We start from the raw sequence: 18,796 nt of genomic DNA, 5'->3' as shown, positions 1-18,796 counted from the left end.
TGCGGCGGGTCGCTGGGTGTAACACGTGGGGTTTGATGGGGAACGCCATCCCCCCCCCCCTAATAATTTTTCCCCGCGGTGAGCCGCGCGGGGTGTCGGGGGGGGGCCCCGCCCCCCCCCCGGGCGCGGCACCTCGACGTATGAACGGCGTCGTCGTCCGCGGCGGCGGATGCACGGAGCCGCGATACGTGTGAACGTGAGACGGCAAGGTTTCCGCGGGTGCGCGCGGCACAGGGCGCGCACCGCGAACGCGGCCACCTGTATCGATCTGAACCCGGGAGCGATGGGCGGCGGCGGAATGCGAAGCGTAGGCGTGGAGGAAGAGCTGTTGCTGGTGGACGCCGGCACCGGTGAGCCGCTGGCCGTGTCGGGTGCGGTCCTGGCGGCGGCGGACCACTGCACGGGGGAGTGCTCCAAGGGCGGGGGAGTGAAGGAGCACGTCTTCGAGAAGGAGCTCCAGAGGGAGCAGGTGGAGTTCGGCACCAAGCCGGTGACGAAGATGGGCGAGCTCCAGGAGGAGATCGTCCGGTGGCGCACGGAAGCGGCCCGGCACGCCGCGTCCGCCGGAGCCCTCGTGGCGGCCCTCGGCACCTCACCCCTGCCCGTACGGCCCTCACGCAACGCCGGACCGCGCTACGAGTGGATCGCCGAGCAGTTCGGCCTGACCGCGCAGGAGCAGCTGACCTGCGGATGCCACGTACACGTCTCCGTCGAGTCGGACGAGGAGGGCGTGGCGGTCCTGGACCGGATCCGGCCCTGGCTCGCCGTGCTGATGGCGATGAGTGCGAACTCGCCGTTCTGGCAGGGCACGGACAGCGGGTACGGCAGCTACCGGAGCCGGGTGTGGAACCGCTTGCCCTCGGCCGGGCCGGTGGACGTCTTCGGGTCCGCGGACCGCTACCACGAGCAGGTCCGCGCGATGGTGGACACCGGCGTGCTGCACGACGAGAGAATGATCTACTTCGACGCCCGCCTGTCGGCCACCTACCCCACGGTGGAGATCCGGGTCGCGGACGTATGCCTGAAGGCCGGGACCACGGTGCTCATGGCCGCCCTCGTCCGTGCGCTGGTCGAAACGGCCGCCCGGGCCTGGCGGGCCGGGGAGCCACCGGCCCGGGTCGACACGGGCCTGCTGCGGCTGGCCGGCTGGCGGGCCGGGAGGTCAGGGCTGGACGGTCCGCTGCTGCATCCCCTGACGATGCGGGAGACCGCTCCCGTCGTCGCCGTACGGGCCCTCCACGAGCACGTGCGCCAGGCGCTCCTCGATCACGGCGACGAGGAGCGGGTGAGCGCGGAGATCGCCACGCTGTTGGAACGAGGCAACGGAGCCCGCGTCCAGCGCGCGTTGCTGAGCGAGCGGGGCGATCTCGCCTCCGTGGTCCTCGGCTGCGCCGACACCACCACGGCCGCACCCGCCTTCTGAGCCCGTTTCGCCGCTCGGCCCGGCCCTCGGCCTGCCCCTCGGGGCCCTCGGCCCGCCGCCGAGCCCGCCTCGCACCGGCCGCTCGGAGGCACGCGTACGCAGCCGTCCGCAGGGTAAGCGCGCCGGCATGACATGGAGGCATGCGCTGCGGCGTGGTGAGGCGTCCGGGAAAAACGGGACCGAGGAAACCGGGAAGACCGTGGAAAGGGGGAAGGCCTCGGAAAAGGGGGAGGCCGAGAGAATCGAGAAGACCTGGCGCACAGGGAAGGCCTGGCGCATGGGGAAGACCGGGGCAATCGCGACGACGGGGGGATCCGAGGGCGCTGCCGTGGCGGCCGGCCGGTGGCGACGCCCTCCGGTCCACCCGGCCGTCCGGGCGCTCGCCATGGTGGTCGCCTTCGTCGGGACCGTCCTGTTCGGTGCGGTCCTGGCCCGGCTGACGCTGGAACCGTCCGCCGCCTCGGCGGCCCTGGTCCACAGCAACGTCCGACCCGGCCATTCGATCAGCGCCTATCTGGACGGGACGTCGACGATCGAGGCGGTACGCCAGCTGGGTGGGAACGTGCTGATGGGGGTGCCGTTCGGGGTGCTCCTGCCGGTCCTGCTGCCCCCGGCCCGGGGTCTGTTGCGGGTCGCCGTGGTGACCGTCGCCCTGATGACGTTGGTGGAGCTCACCCAAGGAGCCCTGGTCACCGGCCGTGTCTTCGACATCGACGACGTCATCCTCAACACGGCAGGGGCGCTCCTCGGCTACCTGTTCGTCGGCCTGCGGCTGGGGCGGGCCGTGCACCCCCGCCGCAGGCACTGGTGGCACCGCTGATCCCGAGGAGCGGGACGATGGCCCGCCCGGCGCGGATCAGACCTCGCGCCAACGGGCCATCGCCCAGGAGAACGCCCCGAAGAGCATCAGCCCGAGGGCGACCGCGACCAGCAGCCACGGTCCCGCCGGAGTCAGCGCGAACGACCTCAGGGTGTCGTCCATGCCCTTCGCCTGCGCCGGGTCGTAGCGCACCGCCGCGTACACGACGAAGCCGCCGGCCGCCGCGAACAGGGCGCTCCGGGCCAGACCGCCACTCACCCCGAGGAAATCGACGGCCTTGCGCCACCGCGTCGAGACCCCGCCCATGGCGAGGTGCTTACGGAAGCTGCGCCGCGCCGCCTGCACCGCGATGACCACGCCCGCCACGGCGATCCCGATCCCGACCGCACCCACCAGCCACCGCCCGGCGGGCAGCTCCATCGCGCGCGCCGTCAGATCGCGGGACTGCTGGTCTCCGGAGCGGCCGCCCCCGTCCGTCGCGAACGACAGGACGGAAAAGGCGACCGCCGCGTAGAAGACGGTCCGGCCCGCCGACGCCAGCCGCTTCGTCGGCTTGCCGCCGTCGGGTCCGGCCGCGCCGAACACCGCCTCCGACAGGCGCCACAGCATCATGCCGACGAGCCCGATGCCGACGGCCCAGACGAGGACGCCGCCGAGCGGCTTCCCCATGAGCTCCTGGAGGGCGCCCTGACGGTCGGCCTCCTTGCCCCCGGAATCGCCGAAGGCCACGCGCATGGCCAGCAGCCCGATCAGCGCGTACAGCACGCCACGGGCCAGCAGCCCGCAGCGCGCCGTGATCTCCCGGGCCCGGCCACCGCGGGCCGCGGCCCGGACGCCTCTGCTCGCGTGACCGTCGACCATCGCGGTCATACCTCGCCTCGCCAGGCGCCCGTCTCGGTTCCGCGGGACTCGATGAACAGCTTGAACCGCTTCAGATCGCCGGCCACCTGCCGCTTGACGAAGCCGAGCTTGTCGGCGGTGTTCTCGGCCAGCCCTTCCGGCACCCAGTTCATGTGCAGCACGACCTTCGTGGTGGTCGCGTCGATCGGCTGGAAGGTCACCAGCCCGGCCTGCCGCGCCTCCCCGTCCACCGTCATCCACGCGACGCGGCGGTCCGGGAGCTGCTCGGTGATCTGCGCGTCGAACTCACGCTGCACACCGTTCACGTTCGTCACCCAGTGGGTGAGGGTGTCCGTGCGCTGGTGGATCCGTTCGACCCCCTCCATGAAGACCGGGAACTCCTCGAACTGCGTCCACTGGTTGTAGGCCGTTCGTACCGGAACGTTGACCTCGACGTATTCCTCGACGTGCGACATGTCCATCCCTTCGGTGTCGTCTTCGGCGGCCCCGCCCCGCATCCCGCGATGCCGGTCACCGCCGTCAGGACCCTTCAGGGCCCGGCTACCCGACCCCGAGCGGTGCATGCGCCGCATCGGGCCGCCTCATGCACGCGTCATGTCCGCCCCGGTACGCCGCAGGTTCGTCTCCTGCCCACACGCTTCGGAGCCGACGACCGGGGTAGCCGCCCCGCGGACGACGCGGTGGGAGCGAGCGGGAGGAACGGACCGCGTGGCCCGCGGCGCCACGCACCTCGCGGTGCACATGCTGGATCGCGACCGGTGTGGGCCGCCGAGCTGTTCGGCGGCGAGACCGGCGACGAGGTGGACAAGGTCGCCCAGGTCGACCGGCGGCCCGGCGCCGACGGCAGTCCGCTGCTGACCGAAGCGCGCGCGTGGTGCGTGGGTCGGATCGAGACCCGGATCGACGGAGGCGATCACGTGGGCTTTCCTGCCGGCGCCCACCGAGGTCTCCCCGCCGGTGCCGACCGCGCCCGCGCTGCTGCGACGAGGATGGCAAGGAGATCGCCCCCGGGAAACCGGCCTGAGCCGTCTGTGAGCCCCGGGTCGTCCGAGCCCCACGAGGGCGGGGCCACGCACGAAGGACCGCGGCCGCACGCGGAGCCCGGGGGGACGGGACACCGGCGTGCGGCCACGGATCTCGGCGGGTCGCCGCCCCGCTCGAAACGGCGACCCGCCGACACTCACGCGTCTGGCCCCGAATCGCAGGCTCAAACAGAACGAGGGAAAAGAATGCGTCGTGCCACAGCCTGGCCCGACACCTACCGGTGTCGGGCCAGGCTGTGGAGCAGGACGAGGAGAGCGAACGCGATGACGGCCAGATGGAGCCAGGCCGGGCCGGGCGCCGGGGTCAGGGCCAGGGAGTCGAGCGCGTGGGATGTCATACCGCGCGCCTGCCCCCGTCGAGCGGAACGAAGCCTCCGCGCGGGAACAGGGACGGGGACGGGGGCGGGTACGAGGACCCGGGGCGCGGGCGCGAGGCGGTACGCGCCCCGCCCGGTCACAGCCCCGTGGACCTGCCCGAGGTCAGCCGCGATGCCTCGATCTCGGCCCAGACCGCCTTGCCGTTCTCGTGGGTGTGCGTACCCCAGCGATCCGAGACCCGCTCCACGATGTAGAGGCCGTGGCCACCCGGGAGGCCACGCTGCGGGGACGGGTGCGGGCGGGGCGGTGTCGTCGTGCCGTCGAAGACCTCGACCCGCAGGACCTCACCGGCCGAGAGCGCGAGCTCGACACAACCACCCGCGTGCAGGGTCGCGTTGGTCAGGAGCTCGGACACGAGCAGCAGGGCGTCTTCGGACGTCTCGGTCCCGCCCCAACCCCAGTCGACCAAGGCCTGGCGCGTGAAGTCGCGGCCCTTGGCCACAGGTCCGCGTACGCCGGCCAGGGCGAGCCGACGGCGCTGCCCCGTCACGGAAAGTCCGGCAGGCCTTCGATCGCCGGCTTCCGGCCCGATCGTTTCCACTGTGGTCTCTCACCCCCACCATTGACATTGGTCTCTGTTCGCGGGAACGAACAGGCCGCCCCGTGGGGCCGAGGACATCCGAGCGTGCGAGTGACAGTCTAAGGGGACGCCGGTCGCTCAGGAGGCTGCGATGTGCAGTCTCAGCGTGAGGCCGCTGTCCGAGGCGCGGATCTCCACCAGATCGCACAGCTGGTGGATCATCCACAGGCCGCGCCCGCCGTCGGCCGAGGCCAGCGCGGGGCGCCGGCGCCCCACCAACGGGTCGGCGAGGTGACCGCCGTCGCGGACCTCGGCCACGACCCCGGACCCGACACCCGCACCGGCGCCGGCCTCGGCGGTGCTCCACAACCGGAGCGCGCCGCTCCCGCCCCCGTGGGCCAGGGAGTTGGCGGCGGCCTCACTGACCGCCAGGACGAGGTCGCCGCGCCGTGCCGCGCTCAGGTCCGTGCCGCGGGCCCAGGCCTCGGCGTACGCGCGTACCTCACCGAGCTCCCCGCGGGTGTAGGCGAGCCAGGGCGTACCGCCGTCGGGTTCGGGCAGCGGGTCGTCGCAGTCGGCGCACACCGACGAGGTGTCCACGTAGTCCGGGCTGAGCGTGGACTTGTCGTCCTCCAGCAGTGTGGGATGCGTACGCCGGGCATCGGACACCACCTCGGCCGACAGGCCGAGGACGTCGTACGGGCACAGGACGGTGGCCCGCCGGCCCGCGAAGGCGGTGTTGATGAGCGCCTCGTGACGCGTGGCCTCCAGGACTTCGGCCCGTGAGCGGCCCGGCCAGATCGGCTCGCCCACGATCCGTGCCGGCCGGCCGGCGTGTCGGTCGGCGAAATCCTGCAGGGCGGCCAGGATCCGGCCGGGATTGCGCCCCAGCCGTGTCATGTCCGTCCAGGTGATCCCGGCCCCGCCGACGCCGAGGTCCTCGCGCAGGGCATCCAGCCGCGGACCGGGTACGGCCACGAGCACCGGCTCGTCGGCCGCGAGGGCCGCACGCACGAACCCTCCCACCCCTGCCAGGTAGTCCGCCTGCCCGCGGTAGAAGAGGGCGGGGTGGACGAAGGCCTCGGAGTTGCCGGACGCAGAAAGATGGATCATGCGGCGACCTCCAGCGCGGCACATTCGTCCGGGAACAACTCCACGAGCTTGCGGAGCGAGTATGGCGGGTGGTGGAGCAGCAGGCGACGCCCCTGACCGGTGACGGTGGCGTTGGCCCGCACCAGGGCGGCGACCGCGGCCGGGTCGAGGAAGCCCACGGCGGACAGGTCGAGGTGGACGACCGGTCCCGGGATCCGGATGACGACGCCGAGCGCCGCCCACAGGATCGGCCGGGTGTCGAGGTCGCAGCTGCCCGTCAGCAGGGCACCAGGACGGTCTCGCAGCGGCTGGGCGGTCAGCGTCGCGGCCGTACCCGTCCGGACGTGCGTGCACCGTACGACCGCGTCCGCCCACATCGCGTCCTCGTAGAGCGCCTGCACGTCGACGGACGGAACGGGCGGGACGGACGGAACGGGTCCGTCGTGCCGGTGGGGTGAGGGCATGCCCGCTGCCTACACCGAGACCATTCCGGCGCGCAGCCGGGCCAGGGTCCGCGACAGCAGTCGTGAGACCTGCATCTGCGAGATGCCGAGTTCCGCGCCGATCTCCGCCTGCGTCTTGTCCTCGGCGAAGCGCAGCCGCAGGATCCGCCGATCGCGTTCGTCCAGCTCCTTCAGCAGGGGCGCGAGGGTGTGGAACTCCTCGAAGAGTTCCATGGCGGGATCGACCTCACCGAGCCGGTCCGCCAGCGGGCGGGTCGTCCGGCTCGTCGTCGTCGACGGCTCGTCGCCCTCGGCGCTGGTGTCGAGGGAACCGCTCGTGTAGCCGTTCGCGGCGACCAGGCCTTCGATGACCTCGTCCTCGGTCAGTTCGAGGTGCTGGGCGACCTCCTTGACCGTGGGGGACCGGCCCAGGACGTCGGTCAGCGCCTCCTGGGCCTTGGCGAGCTCCGTGCGCCGTTCCTGCAGCCGGCGCGGGACGTGCACCGCCCAGGTGGTGTCACGGAAGTACCGCTTGATCTCACCCGTGATGTAGGGGAGGGCGAGAGTGGAGAACTCGACCTCGCGGTCGGGCTCGTAGCGGTCGATGGCCTTGATGAGACCGATGGTCCCCACCTGGATGATGTCGTCCATGTCGAGACCGCCGCCCAGCACGCGGGCGCGGAAGCGCCGCGCGGCGAACTGAACGAGCGACAGATTCATCTCGATCAGGGTGTTGCGGGCGTACTGGTACTCGCGCGTGCCCTCTTCCAGGGTGGCGAGCCTGAGGAAGAAGAGCTTCGAGAGCTGGCGGGCGTCCGAAGGCGCCATCTCCCGGGCGTTCTTCACCTCGGGCAGCTCCACGTCCCGTCGCGGGGCTTCCACACTGCCGGGGACAGCGGGCGGAGCGGGCGTCATATGCGCGTCTGCTGCACGAATGGGGCGTGTGACGGTGGCCGAGCGAGACATGATGGCCGTTCCCTCCCGATTGACTGACGGCTGCTCGGGCGCTTGTGCCCCGACTTCGTTTCCTTACTCGCTCTCAGCGAAAACTTTTCTTCGTGGCCACCGCCGATGAGGTGGCGCCGGCCTCCGGGGGTGTGTGCCGCGGGGCTTGGCGCCCTCGACCGGTCGAGGAGCAGGCATACTCCCTTGCTGAAGCCGTACAGGTGACGATGGTGACGATCCGGGGAGGCGGACATGGCCGGAGCAGGCGACGCGTACCACGAAGGAGTCGTGGGGAACAGCTACCTGGCCGGGGCCGGGTGGGTGGTGGCGGCGCACGGGGAGTTGGACCAGGACACGTTGGCCCCGCTCGAGGAGGCGCTCGCCTCCGCCGCGGATCGGCACCGGGTGGTGGTCCTGGACGCGGGCTCCATCACCTTCGGGGACTCCTCCTTCCTCAACCTGCTGTTGCGGCTGCACCACCTCACCACGCTGCGCATCGCCGCGCCCGGCGAGCAACTGCGCCGTCTCTTCGCCCTGACGGGCGCCGATACGGTCCTCTCCCTGCATCCGAGTGTCGAGGACGCCGTCGGCGCGTCCTGACCGGAGCCTCCCGCCCGCACCGCACCCGGTCCTCGTGTTCGTCCTCGTCCTCGGCCGCCGTGCGCGCCGTGCCGCCGTCGGTCATCGCGTCGAGGGGACGGGCGACCGGGTGACCGGGTGATCGCTTGTGCCTCCGTCGGCGATAACCTTCATCACCGGTCGTGCTGCCATGACGGACCCCCGGCCCGGCCGAGGGGTCCGGCGCACACCCGTGTCACGTCCCTGTCCCGTGCGCCGGCACGGTCGTTGTCTAGAGTGAGGTTGGCGGATGGCTGAGCGGGCGGGTACGGGGGCACAGGGCAGGTCACCGGCGCTCCCCGGCGAGGACAGGATCGGCGAATCGGAACTGCGGCAGCTGCTGGCCGGCCTGACGGCCGTACGGGACGGGGACTTCCGTACCAGGCTGCCCGACACGGCGGACGGGCTGCTCGGCGAGATCGCCACCGTGTTCAACGGGATGGCCGATCAACTGTCGCTGTTCACGTCCGAGGTGACCCGGGTGGCCCGCGAGGTGGGCACCGAGGGAACCCTCGGGGGCCAGGCGGACGTACCCGGCGTCGGAGGCGCCTGGTTGGACCTCACGGATTCGGTCAATTTCATGGCCGGAAACCTCACGGCCCAGGTGCGTTCCATCGCCCAGGTCGCCACAGCCGTGGCCAAGGGCGACCTCTCCCAGAAGATCAACGTCACCGCGCGCGGGGAGATCCTGGAGCTGAAGGAGACCATCAACACGATGGTCGACCAGCTCTCCGCCTTCTCCGGCGAGGTGACCCGGGTCGCCCGCGAGGTCGGCACCGAGGGCCGGCTCGGCGGTCAGGCGGACGTGAAGGGCGTGTCCGGTACCTGGAAGGACCTGACGGAGTCGGTCAACGTCATGGCCGACAACCTGACCGCACAGGTGCGCTCGATCGCCGAGGTCACCACCGCGGTGGCCCAGGGCGATCTGACGCAGAAGATCCGGGTGGACGCGCGGGGGGAGATCCTGGAGCTGAAGGAGACCATCAACACGATGGTCGATCAGCTCTCCGCGTTCGCCGACGAGGTGACCCGGGTGGCCCGGGAGGTCGGCACCGAGGGCAACCTGGGGGGCCAGGCCACGGTTCGCGGGGTGTCGGGCACCTGGAAGGACCTCACCGACAACGTCAACGTCATGGCGTCCAACCTGACCGGCCAGGTGCGTTCCATCGCCCAGGTGGCGACCGCCGTCGCCCGCGGCGACCTCTCGCAGAAGATCATGGTCGAGGCGAAGGGCGAGGTCGCCGCGCTGGCCGGCGTCATCAACACCATGGTCGACACGCTGTCCGCGTTCGCCGACGAGGTGACGCGGGTGGCCCGCGAGGTCGGCACCGAGGGCCGGCTCGGCGGTCAGGCGCAGGTTCCCCACGTCGCGGGCACGTGGAAGGACCTCACCGACAACGTCAACTCCATGGCGAACAACCTCACCGGGCAGGTCCGCAACATCGCCCTCGTCACGACCGCCGTCGCCAACGGCGACCTGTCCAAGAAGATCGACGTGGACGCCCGTGGCGAGATCCTGGAGCTGAAGACCACCATCAACACGATGGTCGACCAGCTGTCCTCCTTCGCCGCCGAGGTCACCCGCGTGGCCCGTGAGGTGGGTAGCGAGGGCCGGCTCGGTGGCCAGGCCGAGGTCGAGGGCGTCTCCGGCACCTGGAAGAGGCTCACCGAGAACGTCAACGAGCTGGCCGGCAACCTCACCCGCCAGGTCCGGGCCATCGCCGAGGTCGCCAGCGCGGTCGCCGAGGGCGACCTGACCCGCTCGATCACCGTCGACGCCTCGGGTGAGGTCGCCGAACTCAAGGACAACATCAACTCCATGGTCGGTTCGCTGCGGGAGAGCACCCGGGCCAACCAGGAGCAGGACTGGCTGAAGTCCAACCTCGCCCGCATCTCCGGCCTGATGCAGGGCCACCGCGACCTCGCCGCCGTCGCGGATCTCGTCATGGACGAACTGACCCCGCTCGTCGCCGCCCAGTACGGGGCCTTCTACCTCGCCGAGGACGGCCCCGGCGGCCCCCGGCTCGTCCTGGTCGGCTCCTACGGCCGCCCCGCCGGCGCCGGCGAGGCCACCGGCTTCGCCCTCGGGGAGTCCCTGGTCGGACAGGCCGCACGCAGCCACCGGATCATCGCCACCGACCAGGTACCCGGCGGCTACGTCATCTCCTCGGGGCTCGGACACACCACCCCGGGCAGCCTGATCATCCTGCCGATCGTCGTGGAGGACCAGGTCCTCGGCGTGATCGAGCTCGCCTCCTTCTCCGCCTTCACCCCCGTACACCGGGACTTCCTCGGCCAGCTGATGGAGACCATCGGCGTCAACCTCAACACGATCGTCGCCAACGCCCGCACCGACGAACTCCTGGAGGAGTCCCAGCGGCTGACCGGGGAGCTCCAGGCACGTTCGGAGGAACTGCAGGTCCAGCAGGTGGAGCTACAACGTTCCAACGCGGAGCTGGAGGAGAAGGCGGCCCTCCTCGCCAGTCAGAACAGCGACATCGAGGCCAAGAACCTGGAGATCGAACAGGCCCGGCAGGAACTGGAGGACCGGGCCCGCCAGCTGTCGCGCGCCTCCACCTACAAGTCCGAGTTCCTGGCCAACATGAGCCACGAGCTGCGGACACCGCTCAACAGCCTCCTCATCCTCGCCCAGCTGCTCGCCCAGAACCCGACCCGCAACCTCTCCCCGAAGCAGGTCGAGTACGCGGGCATCATCCACTCCGCGGGCTCCGACCTGCTCCAGCTGATCAACGACATCCTCGACCTGTCGAAGGTCGAGGCGGGGAAGATGGACGTCAACCCCGAGCGGGTGCACCTGCCGCAGCTCCTGGAGTACGTCGACGCCACCTTCCGCCCGCTGACCACGCAGAAGAGCCTCGACTTCACCGTCACCACCGCCCCCGACGCCCCGGCCGACCTGCTCACCGACGACGCCCGGCTCCGCCAGATCCTGCGCAACCTGATCTCCAACGCGGTCAAGTTCACCGAACGCGGCGGAGTCGAGCTGCGGATCGAACCCGCCACGGCGCCCGAGGTCCCCGCCGGCCTCCCCGGCCGCGCGCCCATGCTCGCCTTCCGGGTACGGGACACCGGCATCGGCATCCCGGAGCAGCAGCTGGAATCCGTCTTCGGTGCCTTCCAACAGGCCGACGGCACCACCAGCCGCAAGTACGGCGGCACCGGACTCGGGCTCTCCATCAGCCGCGAGATCGCCCAGCTCCTCGGCGGTGCCGTCACCGCCGAGAGCACCCCGGGACAGGGCAGCACCTTCACCCTCTACCTGCCGGTCAGCCGGGCGGACTACGAGGAGGATCCGCTCCCCGAGGCTTCCCACGCGGCGGACCGGCCCGCCGCGGCCGGACGCCCCGCACCGGCCGGCGCCGCCGGCACGACCGCTCCCGTTCCGCCGCAGCGGCGGCCCCGCCGCCTCCTGGTGATCGAGGAGCGCCCCAACGGACTGCTCTCCCTCGTCGCCGAGAGCGCCGACCGGGACCTCACCCCCGACCACCGGCCGCCCGGCGACCACCACGAGGGCGTCCAGGTGGTCAACGCCACGAGCTCGCGGGAGGCCGCCGCGGCGTTGGCCTCGCACTCCTTCCACTGCGTCGTCCTCGAACTCGACATGCCCGGCGGTGAGGCCCTGCGCTTCCTCGACGCGCTCGACGGAGACCCGGCGCTCTCCTCCCTCCCGGTCCTCGCGCACAACAACCCCCGCCTGAAGAGCGGACAGGAACGGGCGGTGCGGGACCGTGCCGCGTCGCGCCGGCTGGAGCTGCTGTCGAGTCTGGACGAGCTACGGGAACGCATCGTGCTGCACCTGTCCGCCGAGCGGCCGGGCGACGTACTGCCCCTCGTCCACGCGGAGACCCAGGACCGGCAGACCACCGGCCCGCTCGACGACGACCTGGCCGGACGCACCGTCCTCGTCGTCGACGACGACGCGCGCAACCTGTACGCCCTCAGCGGCGTGCTGGAACTGCACGGTGTGCGTGTGCTCCACGCGGAGGACGGCCGCAAGGGGATCGACACCCTCGTCCGCGACGAGGGCGTCGACCTGATCCTGATGGACGTGATGATGCCCGAACTGGACGGCTACGCGGCGACCGCCGAGATCCGCCGCATGCCGGCCTACGCGGGGCTGCCCATCATCGCGGTCACCGCCAAGGCGATGCCCGGCGACCGCGAGAAGAGTCTCGCCGCGGGAGCCAGCGACTACGTCACCAAGCCCGTCGACGCCGACGACCTCATCGCCCGCGTCCGGCACTGGCTCATCGGATGACCCCCGACACCCAGCGGCCCGACGACATCCGCTCGCCGGGAACCCTCGCCGAGGAGCCGCCGCGGAACACCGTCCCGCACCAGGCGCCGACACCCCTGGGACGCCTGGTCGCCACCGTCGAACGGCTCCGCCGCGAGGTGCGGGAGGCCCACGCCGCCGCGGACGGCAGGGCCCTGGTCGAACTGGCCAAGGGCATCCTGATCGGACAGCTCAGCTGCACGCCCGCAGCGGCGGCCCGCCAGCTCGACGAGCTGTCCCGCGAGACCGGGCTGTCCCCGCTCGAACTCGCCGCCGACATCGTCAACCAGGCCTCCCGCGACCACGTCAGCGAGGTCGCCGCCGCGTTCGCCCGGCGCACCGGGACGCCGGAACCGGCCGAGCCGTCCACCTCGGTCTCGGTGCGCCTGCGTACCGCCGAGAGCGGGGTGCTGGCCGCCGCCGACGACACCCAGGCGGTGGCCGAGTCCCTCCTGACGAACGCCCTCGGCCCCCTGGGAGCGGACGCCGTCGCCGTCTGGAGCGCCGCCCCCGACGGCTCGTTGGCCCTCGCGGGCCACGCCGGTTTCCCGCCCGGCGAAGCCGCGCGCTGGCGCCACGTCCCCCCGGGCGTCTCCACCGTCGCCCGCCTCGCGCTGCACGAGCGCCGACTGGTCACCCTCGCCCGGACCGGGCACGACGGACCCCCCTCGATCGGCCACCTCCAGCGGCCCGACGGCGGCCGGATGGCCGTACCGGCCGGGACCGGCGGACGGATCCACGGCATCCTCGAAATCTGCTGGCCGCACCCCCTCGCGCCGCAACCCCCGCAGATCGAGCGCCAGGTCGAGGCCCTCGCCGAACTGTGCGCCCGCACCATGGACGCCGCGCCCACGACCGATCCCGGCCCGCTCGACGCGGTGCTCCCGGACGTCGCGGAGCTGATCGACCTCGCCGAGGGTCTGCACGACCCCGCCGTGGTCCTCACCCCGGTACTCGATCACGACGGCCGGCTCACCGACTTCCGTATCCGCCACGCCAGCAGCCGCTTCGTCGACCCCGCCGGGCGGCCGCGCGGCGACGTGAACGGCGCACGGCTGCTGGAGGCCTACCCGATGGCCGGGGGCGAGAGCGGGCTCTTCGACATCGTCGAGCGCGTGCACGCGACGGGCGAGCCCTTCCGTGCCGAACGCATGAGCCTGACCGCGCTCGTCGACCAGATCCCCCTCACCTCCGTCGCGGACATCAGCGTCAGCCGGCACGGGGCCGCCGTCCTGCTGATCTGGCGCGTCGAGGACGAGACGGCACGACTGGCCGACCTCCTCCAGCACGCCCAACGACTGGGCCGGATCGGCGGCTTCGAGGAGAACCTGGTCACCGGAGGCATCACGTGGAACGCGCAGCTGTACGCGCTCCACGGACTGCCGACCACCGCCCCACCCGTACGCCTACGGGAACTGCCCGGCTACGCCCACCCCGACGACTCCGCCGCCCTGGCCCGCTTCCTCCGGGCCGTGCTGCGCTACCGCCGACCTGCATCCGTCAACCTGCGCCTGCGCAGGTCCGACGGCATCACCCGGCACATCCGCGTCGTCGCCGAGCCCGTCCTCGACGCCGACCAGCGGCTCCACGCCGTCCGAGGCGCCTACCAGGACATCTCCGCACAGCACTGGACCGAGGTCGCCCTGGCCGCGACCCGCGACCAACTCGCCCACAGCGAGGCCGAGTCAGCCGAACGCAACCGCCTCGCCCTGCAACTCCAGCACGCGATCATGCCCCCCACCCCGCCGGCCATCGAGGCACCCGGCGTGCGCGTCGCCGTCCGCTACCGGCCCGCCGAGACCGAGTCGCTCGTCGGCGGAGACTGGTACGACACGGTGGTCCTGCCCTCCGGGCTCGTCATGCTCTCCGTGGGCGACGTCGCCGGACACGGCATCGAAGCGGCCACCGGCATGGTCGTCCTGCGCAACGCGTTGCGCGGCCTCGCCGTGACCGGAGCGGGCCCGGCCCAACTGCTGTCCTGGCTCAACACGGTCACCCACCATCTCGCCAAGCACGTGACGGCCACCGCGGTCTGCGGGATCTTCGACCCCAGCACCAGGGTGATGCGCTGGGCGCGCGCCGGCCACCTGCCGCCCGTACTCGTCCGCGACGGCGAGGCGGAAGCCTTCCCGCTCATCGAGGGCCTGCTCCTCGGCGCGCTCCCCGAGGTGACGTACGCCGAGCGGGAGGTGCGGCTCGAACCGGACGACACCCTGCTGATGTACACGGACGGGCTGGTGGAGCGGCGGGACTCCTCGGTGCAGGACTCGCTCGGCCATCTCATGCAGGCGGCGGCGGCCTGCGCCGGGGACCTGGACCGGCAGTTGGACCGGCTCCTCGCCGAGAGCCGGTCCGACACGGACGACGACACCTGTGTCATCGGCATCCAGGTCGGCTGAGGCGGGCCGGGCACTCGCCTAAGGGCTGTCCCGTAATCCCCGGTGGATCAGCGCGCGGCGTCAGATGCGGTGCATCGCAAGGCGGAGGAGCGTCCCCATATTGGGCGTATTCGGGCGTTCCGACAACGCAGCGAGGTGCCGTATCTGTCGTCGTGCGCCCGCCGGGGATTACGGGACAGCCCTTAGACTCGGCCCATGATCACCCATCGCCTCGTCCGGACCTGGGAAATCATGCCCCATGAGGGGTACTCGACCGCCTGGGCGGAGCTCACGGGGCGCCGTCTCGGCGCCCGCGGGCGGGCCGTCGGTCTCGTACCCGAGCCGTACTGGGTGACGTACACGCTGGAGACCGGCGAGGACTACGTGACCTCGCGCCTGCACGTCACCGTGGACCGCGCGAACACCGTGGACACCACGAACACGGCGGACGGCGGGGCCACGGGGGACTCGACCCGGAGTCTCGACCTCCGCAACGACGCGGGCCGCTGGACCGTGGACGGGACGCACCGCCCCGACCTCGACGGCGCGCTCGACTGCGACCTGGGGCTGTGTCCGCTCACCAACACCATGCCCGTCCTGCGCCACGACCTGCACCGAAAGCCGGGCAGTGGGCCGCACGACTTCCTCATGGCCTGGGTCTCGGTGCCCGATCTCGCGGTCAGCGCGAACCGGCAGACGTACACGCCGCTCGCGCGCGACGGGCACGGTGCGCGGGTCCGTTTCACGTCCGGCGACTTCCACAGCGACATCGAGTTCGACGAGCGGGGACTGGTCCTCGACTACCCCGAACTGGCGACCGCGCTGACCCGTTGACGGGTGCTAGCGTGCGGGCATGCGCGCTCCCCTCGGATCCTTCGACAACGCGGTACCGGCTCCCGACCGCCTCGCGGAACTCACCCCGCCGGTCGCCGAAGCGGTCCGCGGCTGGGCCGGGGACGTGCCCGCGGACCAGATCGTCTACGTGGACACCGACCCCGCGATCGCCGACACCGCGGCCTTCGTCGCGCACTACGGGCCGGAGCTCCTCGGCGCGTCGGCGAACTGCGTGGTGGTCGCGGCCAAGCGCGGCGGCGAGGTCACCCTCGCCGCCTGCCTCGTGCCCTCCGCCGGCCGGGTCGACGTCAACGGCGCCGTCCGGCGCCACCTGGGCGCGCGCAAGGTCTCCTTCGCGCCGATGGACACGGCCGTGGAGCTGACGGGCATGGAGTACGGGGGCATCACCCCGCTCGGCCTGCCGGCCGACTGGCCGCTCCTGGTGGACGCGGCCGTCGCCGACATGCCGTACGTACTCGTCGGCAGCGGCCGCCGGCGCGGCAAGCTCATCGCGCCCGGGAAGCTGTTCACGCAGATCCCCGGGGCCGAACTCATCGAGGGCCTCGCGCTCCTCTGACGGCCGGGCTCAGGCGATTCCGACGGTGTACGCGGCGCGATAACCGGCCCCGTCGGGGACGAGGGGCAGGGTCATGGCGGCCCCGGCGGCGCGGTAGCGGCTGTCACGGGCGTTGGGGTGCTTCGGCGCGCGGCGCTCGGTGTAGGGCGGGCGGGCGTACACCCGGACCAGCAGGTCCTCGGGGAAGAAGAACTGCGAGGTCGTCTCGGTGCGGCGGTCGGGACGCACCTTGAAGTGGATGTGCGGAGCCAGCCCCGCGTACCAGCCGGGCACGATCGTGCGGAAGGTACCGCGGCCGGCGGCGTCGGTGACCTGTGTACCGCGCAGGAACGTGGCCCCACCGGTGGAGTAGGCCCCGGAGGCGTCGGCGTGCCAGATGTCGACCGCGGCATCCGTGACGGGACGACAGCCCGCCGAGACCCGTACGACGGTGAGGTCCAGCCGGAACGGCACCCCCTTGCGGCCGTCCGTGATGTCCGAGCGGACCCGGTCCAGGTCGAGGTAGTACGGGCCGGCGCCCGCCTCGACGGCGAGCACGCAGGCCGGGGTGCTGCCACCGGGTGACGGAGCGCCGGTCGGTGCCGCGGAAGGCTGTCCGGCCGCGCCCCGGGTCGCGGCGGGGCCGGAACAGGCCGCCGTCAGCGCCGCGACCCCGGCCGAACCGGCGGCCAGCAGGAGGGCACGGCGGCTGGTCGGGGAACTGCCGTTCTCGGTCATGCGAACCTCTCCGGCGTGCGGCGCGAGCCACCCGCGCGAACGCGCGACGGCCACCGATCGCGCCCACCGTGCCGGACGGAAGGCGTCCCGGCCACGACCGACACACCGGGCCGGGCAGACCGCACCGCCGTGGGGGATCGCCACCGGAACGAGGACATGTTCCGACCTCGTTCACGCCTACGGTGGTGATGTCACGAGGAACGGCAGGGACAAGCACAAGGAAGAGGACAGGAGGAGGCCGATGGACCGCTTCGCCCCCGAGGGGTACACCAGCGTCGCGCCGTGGGTCGTCACCGACGACACCGGCGCACTGCTCGACTTCATCACCGCGGCGTTCGACGGGGAGGAGATCGCCCGGGTCGCCGTCGCGGACGGCACCATCGGCCACGGGGAGATCCGGGTCGGCGACACGGTCGTGCTGGCCTTCGACCGGCGGCCCGACTGGCCCGCCACGCCCTCCATGCTGCGGATCTACGTGCGCGACGCGGACGCGGCCATGGCCGCCGCCGTCGCCCACGGGGCCCGTGTGGTCACCGAGGCCTCCGACAGCGCGTGGGGGGACCGCGGGGGTCGGGTGAAGGACCCGTTCGGCAACATCTGGTGGGTGACGAGCCGGGTCGAGGAGGTCCCGCCGGAGGAGGCCTGGCGGCGCATGTCCGAACCGAAGTACGCCGAATCCATGAGCATGGCCCAGCGGACCCTGGACGCCGAACTCAGCGGCCGCGCCTCCGGCGTGGCCAGCACGCCGCAGCGGCCGACGGCCTAGGTGTACGGAGCACGAGCGTCGTCGATACCCGGCGGGTCTTGAACAGGGAGAAGACCTCCGCTGTGGTGGGAGCTGTCTAGTGCCGTGACCGGAAAGGTTCACCGGGTCGCGCTGCCCGGCACGGCACCTCGCCGCGTTGTCGGACCACGGCGGTACGTCCGGTACGAGCCGTGGCCCTCCGCCTTGCGTTGCACCGCACCGGACAACGCGACCCGGCAAACCTTTCCGGTCACGGCACCAGGAACCCATTGCATGACGGAGGTCTTCGTGTCCCGCGACCGCCTGCCCGCCTCGACCGGCCGCAGGAGAAGGTCCGGCGCGTCCGGAAGGAACCCGGGCGAGGAAGACCTGTCACTCCACGGCGGCATCAAGGAGGATCTGTGCCAGCTCGCGCGGCTGCGAGAACATCGGCCAATGCCCGGTGTCCATCGTGATCAGCCGCCAGTGCTTGCTTTCCAACAGCTCGGCCACGTCTTCGTCGGGCTCCGCATCCTCGGGCTCAGCCCCCGCGAGCACGCACAGGATGTAAGTCGCCGGAAGTTCACCGAGCGGCCTCGCCAGCACGGCGGGCTCGGTCAGCGTGGCGCCCGGGTGAGGCGTCGAGCCGCGGACGAGGCGTGCGATCTGCTCATCGGTGAGACCCTCGCCATCGAAGTGAGAAGCGGGCGCGAGCGGCCAGAACCCTCCATTTTCGGCGATCGATGCCTTGACCGCCGCTCCGCCGTCCGGCCAGGCGGAAACGAACGACTCGCCGTCAGTGGGGACATTGGAGTCCACGAACACCACGCGGGCCAGCCGGTCCCCGATCCGCTCCGCGGCCTGACCGACCGGAATGCCCGAGTAGCTGTGGCCTACCAGGACTACGTCACGCAGGTCATGGCGCTCGACTTCGGCAACGATGTCCTGGACGTGAGTCGCTTGCCCCGCCGGGACACCCCGCTTGTCAGCAAGGCCGGACAGTGTCAACGGGTGGACGCCGTGGCCGGCCGCACGCAGACAGGGCGCCACCTCGTCCCACGCCCATGCCCCGAGCCGTGCACCTGCGACCAGTACGAAATTCACCATGCCCGTACCGTAGTCGAGC

The 18,796-nt window shown here is 71.8% G+C and carries 17 protein-coding genes; 8 read left to right on the top strand and 9 right to left on the bottom strand.

Going from position 1 to position 18,796, the window contains the following annotated elements; genetic code table 11:
- Window positions 1-298 precede the first annotated feature (298 nt).
- Together ACGFYY_RS28280 and ACGFYY_RS28275 are read left to right on the top strand one after the other, a co-directional pair.
- Window positions 299-1,423 (top strand): glutamate--cysteine ligase, encoded by a 1,125-nt coding sequence (locus ACGFYY_RS28280; RefSeq protein ID WP_365272149.1) that lies wholly within the window; start codon window positions 299-301, stop codon window positions 1,421-1,423.
- A gap of 277 nt (window positions 1,424-1,700) precedes the next feature.
- The gene (locus tag ACGFYY_RS28275; protein WP_393713571.1) at window positions 1,701-2,243 is read left to right on the top strand and encodes a VanZ family protein; all 543 of its coding nucleotides are present in this window, start codon (window positions 1,701-1,703) and stop codon (window positions 2,241-2,243) included.
- Between the two features lie 36 nt (window positions 2,244-2,279).
- On the opposite strand, the gene ACGFYY_RS28270 is transcribed toward ACGFYY_RS28275, so the two are convergent.
- The 7 genes from ACGFYY_RS28270 to ACGFYY_RS28240 all read right to left on the bottom strand — a co-directional run bounded on the left by ACGFYY_RS28270 (window position 2,280) and on the right by ACGFYY_RS28240 (window position 7,495).
- On the bottom strand, window positions 2,280-3,104 hold the full coding sequence (locus tag ACGFYY_RS28270) for a DUF1206 domain-containing protein (protein WP_393713590.1): 825 nt from the start codon (window positions 3,102-3,104) through the stop codon (window positions 2,280-2,282).
- A 5-nt stretch (window positions 3,105-3,109) separates the two neighbouring features.
- Window positions 3,110-3,559 carry an SRPBCC family protein gene (locus ACGFYY_RS28265; RefSeq protein ID WP_393713569.1) on the bottom strand — a complete coding sequence of 150 codons (450 nt, stop codon included), beginning with the start codon at window positions 3,557-3,559 and terminating at the stop codon, window positions 3,110-3,112.
- 803 nt (window positions 3,560-4,362) lie between these two features.
- On the bottom strand, window positions 4,363-4,485 hold the full coding sequence (locus tag ACGFYY_RS28260; protein WP_266601230.1) for a hypothetical protein: 123 nt from the start codon (window positions 4,483-4,485) through the stop codon (window positions 4,363-4,365).
- Between the two features lie 116 nt (window positions 4,486-4,601).
- A complete protein-coding gene (locus tag ACGFYY_RS28255; protein ID WP_393713567.1) occupies window positions 4,602-5,015 on the bottom strand; it encodes an ATP-binding protein in 414 nt (137 codons plus the stop codon).
- Window positions 5,016-5,183: 168 nt separating this feature from the next.
- The gene (locus ACGFYY_RS28250) at window positions 5,184-6,158 is read right to left on the bottom strand and encodes an anti-sigma factor RsbA family regulatory protein (RefSeq protein WP_393713565.1); all 975 of its coding nucleotides are present in this window, start codon (window positions 6,156-6,158) and stop codon (window positions 5,184-5,186) included.
- Window positions 6,155-6,601, bottom strand: a complete 447-nt coding sequence (locus ACGFYY_RS28245) for a lipid asymmetry maintenance protein MlaB (protein ID WP_393713563.1) — start codon at window positions 6,599-6,601, stop codon at window positions 6,155-6,157. The genes ACGFYY_RS28250 and ACGFYY_RS28245 overlap by 4 nt, the downstream gene beginning before the upstream one ends.
- A gap of 9 nt (window positions 6,602-6,610) precedes the next feature.
- On the bottom strand, window positions 6,611-7,495 hold the full coding sequence (locus ACGFYY_RS28240; protein WP_365272131.1) for a SigB/SigF/SigG family RNA polymerase sigma factor: 885 nt from the start codon (window positions 7,493-7,495) through the stop codon (window positions 6,611-6,613).
- Window positions 7,496-7,777: 282 nt separating this feature from the next.
- Here ACGFYY_RS28240 and ACGFYY_RS28235 point away from each other — a divergent pair, with 282 nt between their 5' ends.
- The 5 genes from ACGFYY_RS28235 (at window position 7,778) to ACGFYY_RS28215 (ending at window position 16,229) form a co-directional block, all read left to right on the top strand.
- Window positions 7,778-8,125, top strand: a complete 348-nt coding sequence (locus ACGFYY_RS28235; protein ID WP_365272129.1) for an STAS domain-containing protein — start codon at window positions 7,778-7,780, stop codon at window positions 8,123-8,125.
- 268 nt (window positions 8,126-8,393) lie between these two features.
- Entirely contained in the window at window positions 8,394-12,422 is a 4,029-nt protein-coding gene (locus ACGFYY_RS28230; protein ID WP_393713560.1) for a HAMP domain-containing protein, read from the top strand.
- Window positions 12,419-14,839 carry a SpoIIE family protein phosphatase gene (locus ACGFYY_RS28225; protein WP_393713558.1) on the top strand — a complete coding sequence of 807 codons (2,421 nt, stop codon included), beginning with the start codon at window positions 12,419-12,421 and terminating at the stop codon, window positions 14,837-14,839. Before ACGFYY_RS28230 ends, ACGFYY_RS28225 begins: the two co-directional genes overlap by 4 nt.
- A 195-nt stretch (window positions 14,840-15,034) precedes the next feature.
- Window positions 15,035-15,652, top strand: coding sequence for a putative glycolipid-binding domain-containing protein (locus ACGFYY_RS28220; protein WP_393713556.1), 618 nt, complete (start codon window positions 15,035-15,037; stop codon window positions 15,650-15,652).
- 19 nt (window positions 15,653-15,671) lie between these two features.
- Window positions 15,672-16,229: a YbaK/EbsC family protein gene (locus ACGFYY_RS28215; RefSeq protein WP_393713554.1), complete on the top strand. Its 558-nt coding sequence runs from the start codon at window positions 15,672-15,674 to the stop codon at window positions 16,227-16,229.
- 9 nt (window positions 16,230-16,238) lie between these two features.
- On the opposite strand, the gene ACGFYY_RS28210 is transcribed toward ACGFYY_RS28215, so the two are convergent.
- On the bottom strand, window positions 16,239-16,946 hold the full coding sequence (locus ACGFYY_RS28210; protein ID WP_393713552.1) for an intradiol ring-cleavage dioxygenase: 708 nt from the start codon (window positions 16,944-16,946) through the stop codon (window positions 16,239-16,241).
- A gap of 241 nt (window positions 16,947-17,187) precedes the next feature.
- Between ACGFYY_RS28210 and ACGFYY_RS28205 the strand changes: the two genes are divergently transcribed.
- Window positions 17,188-17,712 carry a VOC family protein gene (locus ACGFYY_RS28205; RefSeq protein WP_393713550.1) on the top strand — a complete coding sequence of 175 codons (525 nt, stop codon included), beginning with the start codon at window positions 17,188-17,190 and terminating at the stop codon, window positions 17,710-17,712.
- A 351-nt stretch (window positions 17,713-18,063) separates the two neighbouring features.
- Here ACGFYY_RS28205 and ACGFYY_RS28200 read toward each other — a convergent pair whose 3' ends face one another.
- Window positions 18,064-18,777 (bottom strand): alpha/beta fold hydrolase, encoded by a 714-nt coding sequence (locus ACGFYY_RS28200; RefSeq protein ID WP_393713548.1) that lies wholly within the window; start codon window positions 18,775-18,777, stop codon window positions 18,064-18,066.
- Between the last annotated feature and the right edge of the window lie 19 nt (window positions 18,778-18,796).

The sequence above is a fragment of the Streptomyces sp. NPDC048331 genome, assembly GCF_043201215.1.
Taxonomy (GTDB): domain Bacteria; phylum Actinomycetota; class Actinomycetes; order Streptomycetales; family Streptomycetaceae; genus Streptomyces.
The sequence above is the reverse complement of the archived record's forward strand: the minus strand, read 5'-3'. Positions and strand labels throughout refer to the sequence as shown.